This window comes from Mycobacterium sp. AT1 (assembly GCF_002043095.1).
GTDB lineage: Bacteria > Actinomycetota > Actinomycetes > Mycobacteriales > Mycobacteriaceae > Mycobacterium.
In genome coordinates this window covers 19,266-34,287 of sequence record NZ_MVOC01000071.1, presented here as the reverse complement: position 1 = coordinate 34,287, position 15,022 = coordinate 19,266, and the positions used below count along the sequence as shown (strand labels likewise).

The following is a 15,022-nucleotide window of genomic DNA, read 5'->3' as shown; positions in this document are numbered from 1 at the left end:
AGGAACAGCTTGCCGAAGAAGCGGGTCAGTCGGTACCAGGCGGGGTTTCCGGTGACCACCCACGCGGTCTGCATCGCCGCGATGATCGGCGCCAAGCCGATCGTCAGCGGTACCAAGAGGAAGTGGTAGACGGTGGTGATGCCGAACTGCCACCGGGAGACGTCGAGCGCGTCCATCGTTGACCCCTTCCTGCACGATGAAGGACCGCGCAACGACGTGGCGCGGCCCGTGGTGAACTATCCGTATCCGGCGCACGCCGCGACAGAGGCGAAAGTCCTCGCGCCGGATGATTTGGGGTGGCGTCGACCACACCAAGGGCCCGCTAGGCAGATCCGGCCGCCGGCTGTTTGGCGTCCTCGAATTCGGCACGGCCAAATTGGCGGAGCTCGCCGGGCACCATCAACGCGTGCAGCGTATGGACGAACCACTCCTTGTCGGTGACGACGGCGAGCCCCAGGTCGGGGATCTCCGCGCTGGACGCCATCGTGAAGAGGACTTTCGGCCGTAGCGTTCGGTCCGTCGCCGTGTGATGGTCAGCAGGTGCAGGTGCCATCCCGCTGCACCGCGGGCGATCGGAAGGCTGGTTTCGGGCGATGACGGCACGCAACGGCGGCGACGTAGTGCCTGCCTTCGTCGACCTGGCCACGATGCTTGCCTCGGTGTCGGATCGAGCGGTGCTCGCCGACCGGGGGCTCGCCGCGCTAGTGGTCGAGTTCGCCTGTTGGGAAATACAGTTGGCCGAATGGAACGGCCGGTGGAAGCCCAAGTCTCACGACGGGCGCGGCGACTGGATCCGAGAGGGCCGAGCGATGTTCGACGACCGCGACACGCTCAAGGCCAGGGCCTACGCACTCCTCAGGCGAGATTGACCAAGTCAGCTACCCGGTAACCCGGCCCACTGCCCGTGACGAAGCTGCCGCCCGTCAGCCCGTCAGCCCGTCAGCCCATGGGCCCGTCGGGGACGGGTGCGTCGCAGCGGTCGCGGAAGTCGGCGGCGGCCTGCCTCACGGCCCGAAGTTCGTCGCGCACCTGTGGATTTGCCTCCCCGTACGCCTCGATCTCCGTGCGCATCTCGTCCCTCGACTTGCCCTTGAGGCCGGTGAAGAACGCGTTCACGTCGGGGTGGGTGAACAGGTAGCTCGACGTGCCCGCGTTCACCCCGGACATGACCCCGGCCAGGTCCGCGGCGGTGCAGTTCGGCGGATCGGCGGTGGCAGTCGCGGCGGTACCCACCAGCATCGCGCCGGCGATCATGCCGACGCCAATAATGTTGCGGAAGAACATCTTTTCGGCTCCTTCATCGAACGGTTGGCAGGACGTGGGGGGCGGTGCTCAGCGACGTGGACCGATGCCGCCTCCGCCACCGGGTCGGCCGGGCCGTCCGGGGTCCCAGATGACGTCCACGTCCCAGCCGTCGTCGCAATACCAAGGGTCCGCGCAGTACGAGGGGTAGCTTGGCCCCGCGATCGGGGCGTCGGGTCCACCGCCGCGGACCGAACCCTGGGCGCACACGGTCGCGGCTCCCGCATTGGTGCAATCCGCCGATGCGGGCGACGAGGCAGTTATTCCCACGGACAGGAAGGTGAGGGCGAGACCCACGCTCGTGCAGCACTGTCTTAGTCGCATCGTGCATCCCCTGACTACACGGCCCCGTCACGAACCGCACCGGAGCGGTAATGCGTAGCGTAAATGCTGGTCAAGGACTTGGACCGCGATTTGCTTTCCTGATCGTCAAATTGTCGAAGTTCGAACGAATGCCCTGGCGGCGGGTGTACCGTCCGCCTGGGTGGAGCCGAACGGGGGACGACATGGCTGACGGTGACCGGGACTGGACGACACCGGCGGCGATGGCGATCCCGAAAGAGGGCTACTTCGACCTTGAACGGGGACGGTACGGCCCGGTGTTTCCGCGGACTCCTGCTTGCCACGGATTCTCCATCATCGCGAAGGTGAAGGAGGGCCGCGAGGAGGCGGTGCGAGCCTACGGAAAGACCATCGAGGAAACCATCGCGGCGAGCCCGGAGGCGTTGGCGCCGTTGCACCTGCACTATCTGCGGTGGGTGCTCTTCGACGTCGGATCCGGACTGCACTTCCAGTATCAAGGCATCTTCGACACCGACTTCGACAAGTACACCGAAGACGCGGTGCAGCTCTTCAGTGCGACCGGCATCACGACGGTGTTCACCAATCTCGTTGGCTTTCCCGAGGATTGGAAGGAGAACCCGGAGGCGTTCATCAACTTCGTCCGAGAGCATCAGGTGCCGAGTTTCCTGGAGTACGGCGAGTACCCGTATGTGACGGCCGACGAGATCAAGAAGGCGTTACGACTGAAAGCGGCCTTCTCGACCATGCTCGACCAAATGCAATGAGCGGTTCTTCACCGACGTCGACGCTCGAGCTCGACGACATCCAGCACATTCTGTTGACGCGAACACCAGCCATCACGGGACGCTACGAGTTCCTGACGTTCGACACCGCCGCCGGCGGTCGGGCGTGGCTCTCGGAGTTGTCGGACAAGACCCAGTCCGCGGCCGACGCAGTCGACGAGATGGAACGCTCCGACCGTTGGGTGACACTGGCATTCACGTGGAACGGCCTGCGCGCGCTGGGGCTGCCCGAGGATTCGTTGGCGACCTTTCCCGACGAGTTCCGGGAAGGCATGCCGTCGCGGGCGAGCATTCTGGGGGACACGGGTGCCAATGACCCCGGGCGTTGGGTCGGCGGCCTGGCCGGAGACGATGTGCACGCCATCGCGATCTTGTTCTCCCGCAACGACGAACAGTGCCGTCGTTCGATCGAGGAGCACGACGGGCTGCTGTCGAGAACCGACGGTGTCCGCAGTCTTTCGTATCTCGATCTCAACGCGACGCCACCGTTCAACTACGCCCACGACCACTTCGGATTTCGTGACCGGTTGTCGCAGCCGGTGATGAAGGGTTCCGGGGAGGAGCCGACCCCCGGGTCCGGAGAAGCGCTCGAACCCGGGGAGTTCATTCTCGGCTATCCCGACGAGGACGGGCCCGTCGCAAATCTTCCTGAGCCAGAGATCCTGTCTCGCAACGGTAGTTACATGGCGTATCGGCGCCTGGAGGAACACGTTGCCGTCTTTCGCGAGTATCTCCGTGAACATTCCGACACGACGGAGGAAGCGGACCTGCTCGCTGCAAAGTTCATGGGCCGCTGGCGGAGCGGGGCGCCGTTGGTGTTGGCGCCCAAGGAGGACGATCCCGAACTCGGTGCGGACCCCATGCGCAACAACGACTTCAACTACAAGGAGATGGATCCGTTCGGCTATGCGTGTCCACTCGGCTCGCATGCCCGCCGGCTGAATCCGCGGGACACCGCGCACTACATGAACCGCAGGCGGATGATCCGGCGCGGTGCGACGTACGGACCCGCGCTGCCAGAGGGTGCACCCGACGACGGAATCGATCGCGGCATCGCGGCGTTCATCATCTGCGCGAACCTGGTGCGGCAGTTCGAGTTCGCTCAGAACGTGTGGATCAACGACGAGTCGTTCCACGAACTTGGCAACGAACACGACCCGATCGGCGGTGTGCAGGACGGGACGATGGACTTCACCGTCCCCAACCGGCCGATCCGCAAGGTGCACCGCGGAATCCCGGCCTTCACGACGCTGAAGGGCGGTGCCTACTTCTTCCTGCCAGGGCTGAAGGCGATGCGTTACCTCGCGACGCTGGGCGACTGAAGGACCACCATGACCACGATGCCGCGGGCGCGCACCTACAACCAGAACCACGTCGCCAGGCCCCATACCGGCGGGCGGCGCGTCAGCATCTACTGGAGTTGGGCCTATCCCTGGGAAGCGCAACGAGATCCGGCTGCGATGGAGAATCGATTCTCGACCATCACCGAGGTGCGCAACGTCGCGTGGCCGGCGTACGAGACACCCGAATACGACGCCACGAACTTTCTCCAGGGCATCGCGGGGACACTGGAGTTGTTCCATCGATCCACCTTGGACTTCCAAGCGCTGGCGGAGGAGGCAACCGGTCATCCGGTGGCGGTCTTCCAGCGAATCGACCAGGCCGGCTTCAAACTGCCGATCGACGAACGCGTCCTGGCCGACACCGACACGTTGATGATCTTCGGCCTCGACCACCTCTTGTCCCAGCAGGAGGCCGCGCCGGAAGAGGTCGCCGCGATCGCCGAGTGGCTCGAGCGCGACGGCACGTGCCTACTGTTGGCGCCGCATCACGACGTCGGCTTCACCGACGACTACGGCCAACGGCAGGTGGAGTACGAACACCACGGTGACCGCCTGGTGCCACGCCAACAGCGGTTTGGTCAGTACACCCGTTCGTTGATGAACGCGCTCGACGTCCCGGTGCGCAACGTCTGGGGGCTGCGGCCGGCAGTCGTCGACGGCACCAACGAGATCGCACGTCTGACGGCCATCCGCGACTTGGACACCCCGCGGCTACTGACCGATGTGTCCACGTTGAACTTCCACCCGCACCTCCCGCACTACGAGCTCACGGCCCCGGAGAGCGACGCGGTGCGGGTGCTCGGTCGCCAGCGAGTCGACCTCAACCGTCCACATCCCTTCACCAGCGACGGCACGACGGAGTTCAACGCGTTGATCTGGATGCCGCCGGCGGATCGGCGCGCCGGGGACATCGTCCTCGTCGACTCGACGCACTTCACCACCCTGTTCGGTGGAACTGACAGCCTTCGCAACCTGTGGCGCAACCTGGTGACGATGAAGTAGTTGCTCAGCGCCCGATCGCCGCGGCCAGCATCTCGACGACGTGTCGGGCCGACTCGTCCTCCGGCGGCGGCATCAGCCAGGAGGGCGGCAGGCCTCAATCGTCGTACGGCGGCGGGCGGTCGTCGACGAACGCGGCGACGGCGGCCTTCGTTGCCCACAACAGTGCCGCATGGCGGTCGGCCTCGGTGCGGTGTTCGAATTCGTCGTTCGTCATCGTCGTCAAACCCTTTGTGTGAGTGATCCTTTGCTGCGATCCGCCGCTGAAGCGACTATGTCGCGTCGACGACCCGGAGTCTGTCCGCTGACTGGTGGAGAGGGAGGGGGATTCGGGTGTCCGCCGATCGGGGGAGGACGGACACGACCGCCGTCACCCGGAGGTGACGTCCCTTCGAATGTCCTGGGACAGCCTGTCGGTGTGGTCGGTTCGATGGTCGAAGGTGTCACGGCACTCGCCGAGGACGTCGATGCTCAGATGCGCGATGGGCGGGTCGTCGGGCTTCGGTGGCGGCATCACCCACACGTTCACGTCCACCCCGTCGCGCGTGAACGCGGTGCCATGGGACTTGAAGTCGGCATTGGTCTGCCAGCCGTGCTGCCGCAAGCGTTCCATCACCGAGTCGGGGGACACCTCGCGAGACCGGTCGGCTCCCGGCATCCAGAGCAACAGGTAGCCGTGACCTCGGAAGGGTGGTTCACCTTGGTCGTTGCAGGACTTGTACCCGAACGTCGCCTCGGCCACCTCCCCGCCGAGATCGGACACCACCTGGCGGGACACGTCGACCACCTGACGACGCGCGTCTTGCGGAGAAAGTGGATTCGACACGGTGTCAGCGCATCCCGTAACGGAGAGCAGCGCGAGAGCCGCCGCGATGGGTAGATGTACGAGCCTCAACGGTCAGTACCCCTGTTCGTTTGGTCTTCATGGTCAGCCGCCCGGCCCGGTGTGATGGTTGTCGTTGTCGGAGGTGTGTACCAACTCCGGGTCGATCACGATCGACGGCGGCAATCCCGGTATGGGGAAGGGGAATCCGAGAGTCTTCACGCGGTGGTCGGCCGTCATGCCGTCATGCTCGAGCGCGTCCCCGTGCCCGGAGACGATGTCGGCGACGCTGAACAACGACTCCGAGCCGTCCTTGAAGTAGGAGGTGTGCTCGTCGATCGGGTTGGGACTGAAGTCCGCCACCTCGGCATGGAAACGGGTGGAACCGAACCCGTTCATGGCGGGGTCGGCACCCAGTCCGACGCCGGGGACGTCGAGGTGTTCGCGCCCGAGGTTGGTTACGAAGTCGGTCGACGCCGAACCCACGTACAGGTGCCCGTCGGGCGGGAGGTGGAAGTCGGCGGCCGATGTGGCCAAGTCCGTTCCCGGGCAGCCGACCAGGACGACGTCGTCGGCGCGCATGCCGTAACCGGCCGCGGCGTCCGCGACTGTCGTCGACCCGTAGGAATGACCGATGACGGTCGTATGCGATGGGCTCTCGTCATGGGTGACGCCGAGTGCGTTGACGTCGGGGGCGAGGAGTTGGGCACCGCTGCGCGCCATGTTGGGCTCCGCGACCGCCAGATCGTCCGGTGCGTCGTAGCCCATCCACTGCACGACGGCGGTGGAGTCGTCCCAGTCCGCTTTGTTCGCCTCGTTGTAGACGTTGACCCCACTGCCGTCGGACAACGTTCCCGCCGACACCGACGTCGTCAGGCCCGACACCATCACCGTCGTGTTCGCGGCCTCGTCGGGGTCGCCGATGGCGATCGCGGCGGCTCCGTCGCCGCCGAACGCCTCGGGGTCGTACTTCATCAGCAAGATGTCGGGCCTCTTGCCGTAGGCGTTCTTGGCGTCCGCGGCGTCCTTGTCCAACGCATCTTGGACCTTGACGGCGTTCTCGTAGCGGTCCATCATCGGCCCGGCCATGCCGTACTTCTCGGGGTGAGCCAGGACCTCCTCCTTCGTCACCCCTCGGGACCTGGCCACGTCGGCCGGGCGATCGAGATCCCGTTGCAGGATGGCCTTGTTCGCGATGCTGCGGTCGGCCACGGGTATGCCGTTGAGATTGCCCAACTTCTCCGGCCAGGTCTGTAGCAGTCTCGTGCGTTGGTCGTCGCCGAGCGACTTCCACCAGGTGTTGACCTCCTCCGGGCTCTTGCCGACGGGGATCTGCGCGCCGGTGTCATACGGCGGTGCCTGCGACGCATCGCCGCTGCCGAGCTGGGCTGGTGTTCCGTCGAGCCCGCCGACGGCGGTGCGGAGTTTCTGGCTGACCGCTCGGTCGGTGGCGTCGAAGCCCGCCAGCAGGGCCTTGACGTTCACCGTGTTCGCGGCCGCCAACTGTCGCAGCTTCATGGCGTTGGAAGGGCTGACCTTGGCGTACTGGTCGAGGGGACTGCCCGGCCGAACCGAGACCGCCCCGTCTGGCGCGACCTGCCATCCCTGACCGGACAGCTGGGCGACGGTCTGCAGGAGCGTCGTCCGAGTCAGGATGAGCGCGGACCCGCCCTCGGTCAGCACGGTCTGCACCGCGTTGAGCGCGTCGTGGATCTGCCGCATCTGCCGGAGAGTGGGTTGGGCCTTGGCGACGGCGGCATCCGCGGCGGAGCCCTGCCAACCGGCCTTGAGCTCGGTCAGCGTCGCGCGCTGGGTGGCGATCTTCGACGCGAGGCCGGAGGCCTTCTCGCTCAATTGCGCGGCCGATTGGGTCAACATCTCCGGCCGGGACGCCTCGACCTGTGGAATCGTCACGGTCACGGCGGCGGTCCCCCGGCCGTGATCACTATGCGATCGTGCCTAGCCGACGGCCGAGGTCGCCGTCGGTTTGGTGGTACCTGTCAGCGGCAGCCGAGAGATTCATCGCGTGGGCGGCGAGTTCGTCGTGGACGGCCGTGGCGGCGGCGTCGAACATCGTTCCGGCGAGTTGGCATGCCTGCTCGACGAGCAGTCCCGACATGCCGGTGCCTGCGTTGACCATCGACGGCCCGGTGGCCATGCCCGACACGTAGGCTCCGACGTCGCTCTGTGCCGCGGCGGCGGTTCGAAGCCGGGCCGGATCGACTCGAAAGACTCCTCCCACGTTGAGATCCTAAGTCCGCCGGCGATGGTGCTCGTGCACCAAAACTCTCTGACTGGTGTTGGCGAAGATCGGTCAGCGAACGCGTGCGACGACGTCGAGTTCGACACCGCGCGCCTTCGCCATGTGTACGGGATGTCGCGCGGACCCGCGGTGCAGGTCGACCGGCCCGTGCGGTGAGTCCCATCCCCACTTGCCGAAGGCGCGTCGCGCATCCTCGACAGTCGGCACCGACGTGCCTGCGATCCCCGCGAGCAGGTGAACCCCGGAGTAAGTCGTCTCGGCCATGGTGCCCGGGGGTGGGGCGGCCGACTCGTCGGCCGGGCTGATCCCGTTCACCAGATCGAACGCGCGACCAAAGCCGGCGGTGAATTCGACGGCCGACGCCGAGTCCAGCCCGGCGAACCACCCCGCGGAGACGAACAGGTTCGCGGTCGCTTCTGCGCCACTGGCAAGGATCACGGTCTCGTCGGTGAACGGGCTGAAGCGGGTGATCGCCGCGTCCAGTCCCTTGTCCCCGAAGGCTCGGTTGAAGCGCACCGCATCCGATCCCACCAGCAGTGAGATCACGCCCTGCGCGCCGCTGCGCACGATCTCGTTCAGGACGCGATCCCAGCACGCCGGGTCGTGGGTGCCGAGCGGCAGAAATCTCTCGCCGAATATCTCGATTCCGGTGTCGCGCAACCCGACTCGCGTCGCGGCGGCCGTTCCGCGGGGCCACACGTAGTCGTTGCCGACGATGAACCACTGACTCAGCCGCTCCTCGGTGCGCAACCAGTGCAGTGAGGCCACGATCTGATCGCCGGGAACCTCTCCGCTGCACAGCACGCCGTCGCTACGCTCGCCGCCCTCGTAAGCCGCGGCGTAGACGTAGGGCACGTGGCCGCCGACGACCTTCGCGATGGCCTGGCGCGCGTTCGACAGGTGCCACCCCGTGACGGCATCGATCGAGCCCGACTCCAGGAGTGCCCCGATCGTGGCGGCCACGGCCGCCGGGTCGCCGCTGCCGTCGACGTGCACGAACTCCACGGAGCGGCCTGCGACGCCGCCCGCTGCGTCGATCTCGGCGGCTGCCAGCTCCGCTGCGGCGTGACACTCGAGACCGAACATCCCCGCGGGACCCCGCCGGGGCAACACCAGGGCGACCCGAAAATCGTTGGGGCACGAGGCTCGATGTTCGAGAACGGGCGCGCCATCTGGCATGCTGGCTCCGGGTGCGGTCTGACCGCGGGTGGAGTCGTTTGCAGAAGGCAGGTCATGGAAGCTGTCGCGGATACTCTCGAACTGCTCAGGCGGGCGGCCGTCGTGGCCGCACGTCTCGAAACCGCGCTGTCGAGTACCGATCTCACGGTGGATCGCTGGCGCGCGCTGGCCCACATCGAATCCAATCCGGGCTGCTCGATGTCCGACGTGATCGACGCGTTGGTCGTCCCGTCGACCTCGGCGACCCGCATCGTCGATTCTCTCGTCGACATTGGCGCCGTCTTCCGGACGCTGGCCCCGCACGATCGTCGCAGGACGACGTTGCGACTGTCCTCCCATGGCCAAGGGCTCCTCCGAGACGTCGAACCGACGATCGCGCAGATCTGTTCGTCTCACCTGACGGAGACCTCTCTACCGTAGAGCTCCCTGCGAACGGGCGCAGATCTTGCGCTTGCGCTTGACGTTCCCCGGTGGGAGTGTAGGTTCAGCCATATTGATCCCATTTGGGATCAATGCCGTCGGTCAGCGGGAGGCGCGCCATGGCTGGTTACCAATATCGTTGTCTTACAGATGGTTTCGTAGAGGTGTCGTTTCCGATTGGCACCGCTCCCACCAGTGTGGAGTGCGATTCGTGTGGCGGTCCGGCCCGGCGGGTGTTCTCGTCACCGGCGCTGACGAGCCGACACGCCCCCGGCGTGAAGGCACTCGACATGCACGAAAGGTCGCAATCCTCGCCAGGGGTGGTCACCAGGACGACCAACGACCAGACGTACCGATCCACCCGCGGCACCGCCTCGCCGACGTCGCGTCTGCCGCGCCCCTAGCTAAGCGCAAGAGTTCCGCCCGTCCATCAGGTTGATTGAGGAGACCGCCGTGCCCGACGTCATATTTCCCGTCGATCAAAGCAAGCCGTTCCGCGAGCAGGAGCTTGTCGGCCACAACCGTTGGCACCCAGACATTCCCGCAGTCGCCACCGTCAAGCCGGGCGACACGTTTCGTGTCGAATCGAAGGAGTGGTTCGACGGAACCATCGTCAACTCCGACGACGCGAACGACATCCGCGATTGCGACTTGTCGATGGTGCACCAACTCTCCGGACCCTTCGCCATTGAAGGCGCCCAGCCGGGCGACCTCCTGGTCGTCGACATCCTGGACGTCGGCCCCGTCCCTCAGGAGAGCGGTCCGGTCGCCGGCCAGGGCTGGGGCTACACGGGACTCTTCGCCAAGAGCAACGGTGGCGGCTTTCTGACCGACTGGTTCCCGGAGGCCTACAAGGCCGTGTGGGACTTCACCGGGCAGAAGGCGACCAGCCGGCACATCCCCGGCGTCGAATTCACCGGGCTCATCCATCCGGGGTTGATGGGAACCGCGCCGAGCGCGGACCTGCTCGCCAACTGGAACGCCCGAGAAGGCGCACTCATCGCGACGGACCCCGAACGCGTTCCGCCACTGGCGTTGCCGCCGCTGCCGTCCAACGCAGTTCTCGGCAGCCTCACCGGCGCGGACTACGAACGCGTCGCCGCCGAGGCAGCCAGAACCGCGCCCCCGCGGGAGAACGGCGGCAACCAGGACATCAAGAACCTCTCCAAGGGGAGCCGGATCTTCTACCCGGTGTTCGTCGACGGGGCCAACCTGTCGCTGGGTGACCTGCACTTCTCCCAGGGCGACGGCGAGATCACCTTCTGTGGCGCCATCGAAATGGGTGGATTCATCGACCTCCGAGTCGAGATCATCAAGGGCGGAATGGAGACCTACGGCGTCACCACGAACCCGATCTTCATGCCAGGCAACGTCGAACCGCGATACTCCGAATTCCTCACCTTCGTCGGGTTCTCCGTCGACCGCAACGGCACGCAACACTTCCTGGACAGCACGCTGGCCTACCAAAACGCCTGTCTGAACGCCATCGAGTACCTCTCGAAGTTCGGCTGGACACGCGAGCAGGTGTACCTGATGCTTGGCGCCGCGCCGGTCGAAGGCCGCCTGTCCGGCGTCGTGGACGTCCCGAATTCCTGTGCCACGCTTTACATTCCGACGGCGATCTTCGACGTCGACGTGCGACCGTCGGCGCAGGGTCCGCAACGCGTCGACCGCGGACAGTGCGCGGTCAGCACCTAAGAGTCAAAGGGGATCCGTCATGCCTGCTCCCACCGATGCCGAGCACTTCGAACTCGGCGACTTCACGCTCCAGAGCGGCGCCACGCTGCGAGGCGCGACGCTCGCCTACAAGACCTACGGCACGCTCAACGCCGACAAGACCAACGTCATCGTCTACCCCACGTGGTACTCGGGGTGGCACACCGACAACGAATGGTTGATCGGCACCGACAAGGCGCTCAACCCCGACGAGTGGTTCATCGTCGTGCCCAACATGCTCGGCAACGGACTCTCCTCGTCGCCGTCCAACACCCCGTCCCCCTACGATCGGGCCCGCTTTCCCGCCGTGACGTTCTACGACCAGGTGGAGGCGCAACACAAACTGGTCACCGAGAAGTTCGGGGCGTCGACGATCGCGCTCGTGACCGGATGGTCGATGGGTGCCGGCCAGACCTATCAGTGGGCCGTGAGCCATCCGGAGATGGTGCAACGTGCCGCACCGTTCTGCGGGTCGAGCAAGACCGCGCCGCACAACAAGGTCTTCCTCGAGTCGTTGATCGCCGCGCTCACCGCCGACGCGGTGTGGGCCGATGGCGACTACTCCCCGGATGCATTACCCGTCAAGGGATTACGGGCCTTTGCCCGGGTGTACTCGGGCTGGGGTTTCTCGCAGGCGTTCTACTGGGAGGAGGCGTGGCGCGAGATGGGGTTCACCTCGTTCGACGACTTCCTGTACGGCTTCTGGGAGAACTTCTTCCGTGACGGGCGCGATCCCAACAACCTGATCACCATGCTCAGGACCTGGCATAGCGGAAACGTGGGCAACACACCAGGATTCGGCGGTGACGTCGAGAAGGCGCTCGCCTCGATCCGCTGTCCGCTTCTGGCGATGCCAGCGGAAAAGGATCTCTACTTCCCTCCCGAGGACGAGCACTGGGCGACGCAATTCATCGCCAACGGCGAGGTACGCGTCATTCCCGGTATCTGGGGTCACTTCGCCGGGGGAGGGCCCAACCCGGTGGACACCGCGTTCATCGACGCCGGCATCCGGGACCTGCTGGCCAGACCGGGTTATTCGCCGCAGAACTGATCATCCGGCGGGGTGACACCGTCGGGCGCCTTGAGTTCCTGCGCCGCGAACTATTGACTGGCCGTCGGGTGGTTCCAGTACCGCACCGGATGGGAGGCGTGCGTGATCACGCTGGACAGGCTGGTCAACGTGTTGGGCGGCTACGGCGTCCAGTTGCGCGTCTGCCCGATGCCGCGCTCCGCCGAATTGGGCAGCGTGGTGCTGCACGAGGTTGCCGTCGGGGGACCGGTGACGGGCGACGTGCTGTTGGCCGTCGAGGCGCGCTCAGTCGACGAGGCGGTGCGATGGGCGGTCTCGGCGCGCGCGACGGCGGTGCTCGTTCGGGACGACGGCGACACTGCATCCTCGGCGGAGGCGGCGGGAGTCGCGGTGTTGGTCGTCGAGCCTGCAGTGCGGTGGAGTGAGCTCGCGGCGGTGGTCTACGGGCTGGTGTTGGAAGGACGTGAGACCGAATCAGGCCGTGGCCCCACCGATTTGTTCGCGCTGGCCGACAGTCTCGCCGAATCGACGGGCGGTGCGGTCACCATCGAGGACGCGTTGGCGCGGGTGCTCGCCTACTCCAGCAGGCAGGACGGCGCCGACCCCGCCCGGGTCGCGACGATCATGGGTCGGCAGGCGTCGGAGCGGTTGCACGAATTCTTCTCGGCACGTGGGGTATTCGCGCACCTCGCGGCCTCCGACGACCCCCTCTTCGTCGGCCCCGACGACGACCACGGGTTGTCCGGCCGCATGGTGGTCGCGGTGCGGTCCGGACGAGAACTGATGGGGTCGGTATGGGTCTCGTGCCGCGAACCGTTGGTCGACCCCGAACGCACCGCGCTGGCTGACGGCGCCCGCACCGTGGCATTGCACCTGCTGAGGTCACGCGCCAGCGCCGACCTCGAGCGTCAGGTGGAGTCCGACCTGGTGATCCGATTGTTGGACGGCAGCGCCGACGCCGCCGCGTCGGCCAGCAGGCTCGGGGTGCCGCGGGGACCGATGCGGGTTATCGCCGTGCAGGCGTCTATCGACGCGGAGCGGGATGCGGCTCTGCTCTTGGCATTCGAGCGTGCGACCGCCGGGTTCGGCTGGTCGCGCCCAGGACGGAGCGCGCTGGCAGGCAACACCGTCTACACCCTGCTGCCCGGTGAGCCGGCGACCGCGGCGCGCGCGTGGGTTGCCGGTCTTCGCGCGGCTCTGCCCGACCGGACGACGGTGACTGCAGGCATCAGCAAGTCGGCGACCGCGACCGACCTTCCGGCGGCCCGCCAGGAGGCCGACGAATGTCTGGCCCTTCACGTGAGCAAGCCCGCCGATTCCGAGCCTCCGGCCTACGACGAATCCTGGGACGAGATATTGCTGCAGCGGCTCCGTACCGCAGCTCGGTCCGGCCGGACCCCCGACCGGGGGCCGATCGCCGAGCTGCGACGACACGATCGGGTCCACGCAACGGAGTACGCGTCGACGCTGAGGGCGTGGCTCGAGGCGCTCGGGGATCCCGCGGCGGCGGGTCTTCGGCTCGGCGTCCACGAGAACACCGTGCGATACCGCCTGCGCAAGATGGGTGAGGTCACCGATCTCCCCCTGACCGACGCCCGCAAGCGGCTGGCCATGATGGTCGAACTCGCCGCCGTCGACGGCACCTGACTGTACGAAACAGCCGTTGTCGAGATCCGACAACTGTGCTGCTCGTCGTTGTCCTCTCGCGCCAAGTAATGCCGCGCCGCCCGCCGCACCATGGAGTCATCAGCACACGACTTCGACGACGGAGGCAGCGACATGGGCGGCGACGAGCGCAGCGATGTCTGGGCGGGTCCGCGTCCGGTGACGGGACGCCTTCTCGCCGAACAGATCACCACCGGCAAGCAACCCGAAGTGCTGCGGCCCTTCGATCCACGGCGACGCGCCGTCGCCTGACGGTCCTACCTCCGCCCACCTCGGGCGCTGCGAGTCGTCAGGGGCGGCGCAACCGTTCACCGCCCGCCCCTGACGGCAACCCATGAAAGGAACCTCGAATGACGACCATCACCGACCGGGTGTGGATATCGGCGGGCGCCCACGAGCGGCTGCGCCGCGAGTTCGACACTCTGCGCGAACTGTGTGCGAGCTCCCCTGGAGACCAGGACGCCGACGAAAACGCAATCGCCGTCAGGCGCGCCCGCCAAGCCCGCATCCAACGAATCCACGACCTGCTGCTGAACGCAGTCGTCGGCGAGGATCCGCCCGACGACGGGGTCGCCGAGCCAGGCATGGTGGTCACGGTGCGGTACGGCGACACCGGCGACGTGGAGACGTTCCTGCTTGGCGTGCGCGGCGCCGAACACGGTGACCTGGAGGTCTATTCGGTCCAGTCGCCACTGGGGGCGGCGATCGTCGGCGCCCGCGCGGGGGAGCGGCGCACCTACGGCCTGCCCAACGGCGCCGAGCTTTCCGTCACGATGCTGACCGCCGTGCCGTACGGCCTGCACACCCAAGAAAGTGACGCCGAAGCCCTCGACATGCCGAACCGTTGACGGGCAGGTAAGTTGCGTCTCGCGGGGCTGCGGTGACGTGGCCTGCGGCCCCGCCCCTAAATCGTCTCAGGCGGTCCGGCGCCCGAACCCTGGCGTTCGCGGCCGGCAAATGACGCCCCGACTTCATCACACCCGTTGACGGTTTGCTGAAAACGGATTTGGTCTACCCGTTTGGTGGCGAAGGCAGTCTGGGCAGATTGCGCCCGATCGACCACCTTCGACAGGCAAGGGGTGAGGCAATTCGACGTGCCTGCTGGGGGAGGACGGGCGTCTCGCTCCCCCTTGCCGCCCCACCGCCCATCGTGGCGGTTCCTTTGCCGACGACCGGCGCGGTGCGTATACGATTCGT

Annotated in this window: 17 protein-coding genes and 1 pseudogene; 11 read left to right on the top strand and 7 right to left on the bottom strand. The window is 66.5% G+C overall.

Annotated features, from left to right (window positions below; translation table 11 throughout):
- Both B1790_RS29145 and B1790_RS29140 read right to left on the bottom strand, forming a co-directional pair.
- A partial coding sequence (locus B1790_RS29145) for a cytochrome ubiquinol oxidase subunit I (protein ID WP_142271561.1) occupies positions 1–176 on the bottom strand: 176 nt, incomplete at its 3' end.
- Positions 177–322: 146 nt separating this feature from the next.
- Positions 323–451 (bottom strand): annotated as a pseudogene (locus B1790_RS29140) (STAS/SEC14 domain-containing protein); the annotation flags it as partial.
- A gap of 142 nt (positions 452–593) precedes the next feature.
- On the opposite strand from B1790_RS29140, the gene B1790_RS29135 reads away from it, so the two are divergent.
- Positions 594–869: a hypothetical protein gene (locus tag B1790_RS29135; RefSeq protein WP_079926770.1), complete on the top strand. Its 276-nt coding sequence runs from the start codon at positions 594–596 to the stop codon at positions 867–869.
- A 70-nt stretch (positions 870–939) separates the two neighbouring features.
- On the opposite strand, the gene B1790_RS29130 is transcribed toward B1790_RS29135, so the two are convergent.
- On the bottom strand, positions 940–1,284 hold the full coding sequence (locus tag B1790_RS29130; protein WP_079926769.1) for a heme-binding protein: 345 nt from the start codon (positions 1,282–1,284) through the stop codon (positions 940–942).
- A 524-nt stretch (positions 1,285–1,808) separates the two neighbouring features.
- Here B1790_RS29130 and B1790_RS29120 point away from each other — a divergent pair.
- From B1790_RS29120 to B1790_RS29110, 3 genes are read left to right on the top strand one after another with little or no spacing between them, the layout of a single operon-like run.
- On the top strand, positions 1,809–2,369 hold the full coding sequence (locus tag B1790_RS29120) for a hypothetical protein (protein ID WP_079926767.1): 561 nt from the start codon (positions 1,809–1,811) through the stop codon (positions 2,367–2,369).
- Entirely contained in the window at positions 2,366–3,709 is a 1,344-nt protein-coding gene (locus B1790_RS29115; protein WP_079926766.1) for a peroxidase, read from the top strand. Before B1790_RS29120 ends, B1790_RS29115 begins: the two co-directional genes overlap by 4 nt.
- A gap of 9 nt (positions 3,710–3,718) precedes the next feature.
- Positions 3,719–4,732 carry a hypothetical protein gene (locus B1790_RS29110; protein WP_079926765.1) on the top strand — a complete coding sequence of 338 codons (1,014 nt, stop codon included), beginning with the start codon at positions 3,719–3,721 and terminating at the stop codon, positions 4,730–4,732.
- 367 nt (positions 4,733–5,099) lie between these two features.
- Here the strand turns inward: B1790_RS29110 and B1790_RS29105 are convergent, their stop codons facing one another.
- The 4 genes from B1790_RS29105 to B1790_RS29090 all read right to left on the bottom strand — a co-directional run bounded on the left by B1790_RS29105 (position 5,100) and on the right by B1790_RS29090 (position 8,994).
- Positions 5,100–5,555: a hypothetical protein gene (locus B1790_RS29105; RefSeq protein ID WP_142271560.1), complete on the bottom strand. Its 456-nt coding sequence runs from the start codon at positions 5,553–5,555 to the stop codon at positions 5,100–5,102.
- 102 nt (positions 5,556–5,657) lie between these two features.
- On the bottom strand, positions 5,658–7,472 hold the full coding sequence (locus tag B1790_RS29100; RefSeq protein WP_233165370.1) for an alpha/beta hydrolase: 1,815 nt from the start codon (positions 7,470–7,472) through the stop codon (positions 5,658–5,660).
- A 25-nt stretch (positions 7,473–7,497) separates the two neighbouring features.
- Positions 7,498–7,794: a type VII secretion target gene (locus B1790_RS29095; protein WP_079926763.1), complete on the bottom strand. Its 297-nt coding sequence runs from the start codon at positions 7,792–7,794 to the stop codon at positions 7,498–7,500.
- Between the two features lie 72 nt (positions 7,795–7,866).
- Positions 7,867–8,994 carry a substrate-binding domain-containing protein gene (locus B1790_RS29090; RefSeq protein ID WP_079926762.1) on the bottom strand — a complete coding sequence of 376 codons (1,128 nt, stop codon included), beginning with the start codon at positions 8,992–8,994 and terminating at the stop codon, positions 7,867–7,869.
- Between the two features lie 54 nt (positions 8,995–9,048).
- Here B1790_RS29090 and B1790_RS29085 point away from each other — a divergent pair, with 54 nt between their 5' ends.
- From B1790_RS29085 to B1790_RS29055, 7 genes are all read left to right on the top strand, one after another.
- Entirely contained in the window at positions 9,049–9,414 is a 366-nt protein-coding gene (locus tag B1790_RS29085; RefSeq protein WP_079926761.1) for a MarR family winged helix-turn-helix transcriptional regulator, read from the top strand.
- A 164-nt stretch (positions 9,415–9,578) separates the two neighbouring features.
- Positions 9,579–9,818: a hypothetical protein gene (locus B1790_RS29080; protein WP_079926760.1), complete on the top strand. Its 240-nt coding sequence runs from the start codon at positions 9,579–9,581 to the stop codon at positions 9,816–9,818.
- Between the two features lie 49 nt (positions 9,819–9,867).
- Complete coding sequence (gene fmdA / locus B1790_RS29075; RefSeq protein ID WP_079926759.1) at positions 9,868–11,112, top strand: formamidase; 1,245 nt, start codon at positions 9,868–9,870, stop codon at positions 11,110–11,112.
- Between the two features lie 19 nt (positions 11,113–11,131).
- Complete coding sequence (locus tag B1790_RS29070; protein ID WP_079926758.1) at positions 11,132–12,181, top strand: alpha/beta fold hydrolase; 1,050 nt, start codon at positions 11,132–11,134, stop codon at positions 12,179–12,181.
- Between the two features lie 102 nt (positions 12,182–12,283).
- Positions 12,284–13,807, top strand: coding sequence for a CdaR family transcriptional regulator (locus B1790_RS29065; protein WP_079926757.1), 1,524 nt, complete (start codon positions 12,284–12,286; stop codon positions 13,805–13,807).
- 90 nt (positions 13,808–13,897) lie between these two features.
- Positions 13,898–14,077 carry a hypothetical protein gene (locus B1790_RS29060; protein WP_079926756.1) on the top strand — a complete coding sequence of 60 codons (180 nt, stop codon included), beginning with the start codon at positions 13,898–13,900 and terminating at the stop codon, positions 14,075–14,077.
- A gap of 98 nt (positions 14,078–14,175) precedes the next feature.
- Positions 14,176–14,673: a GreA/GreB family elongation factor gene (locus B1790_RS29055; protein WP_079926755.1), complete on the top strand. Its 498-nt coding sequence runs from the start codon at positions 14,176–14,178 to the stop codon at positions 14,671–14,673.
- Positions 14,674–15,022: the final 349 nt, after the last annotated feature.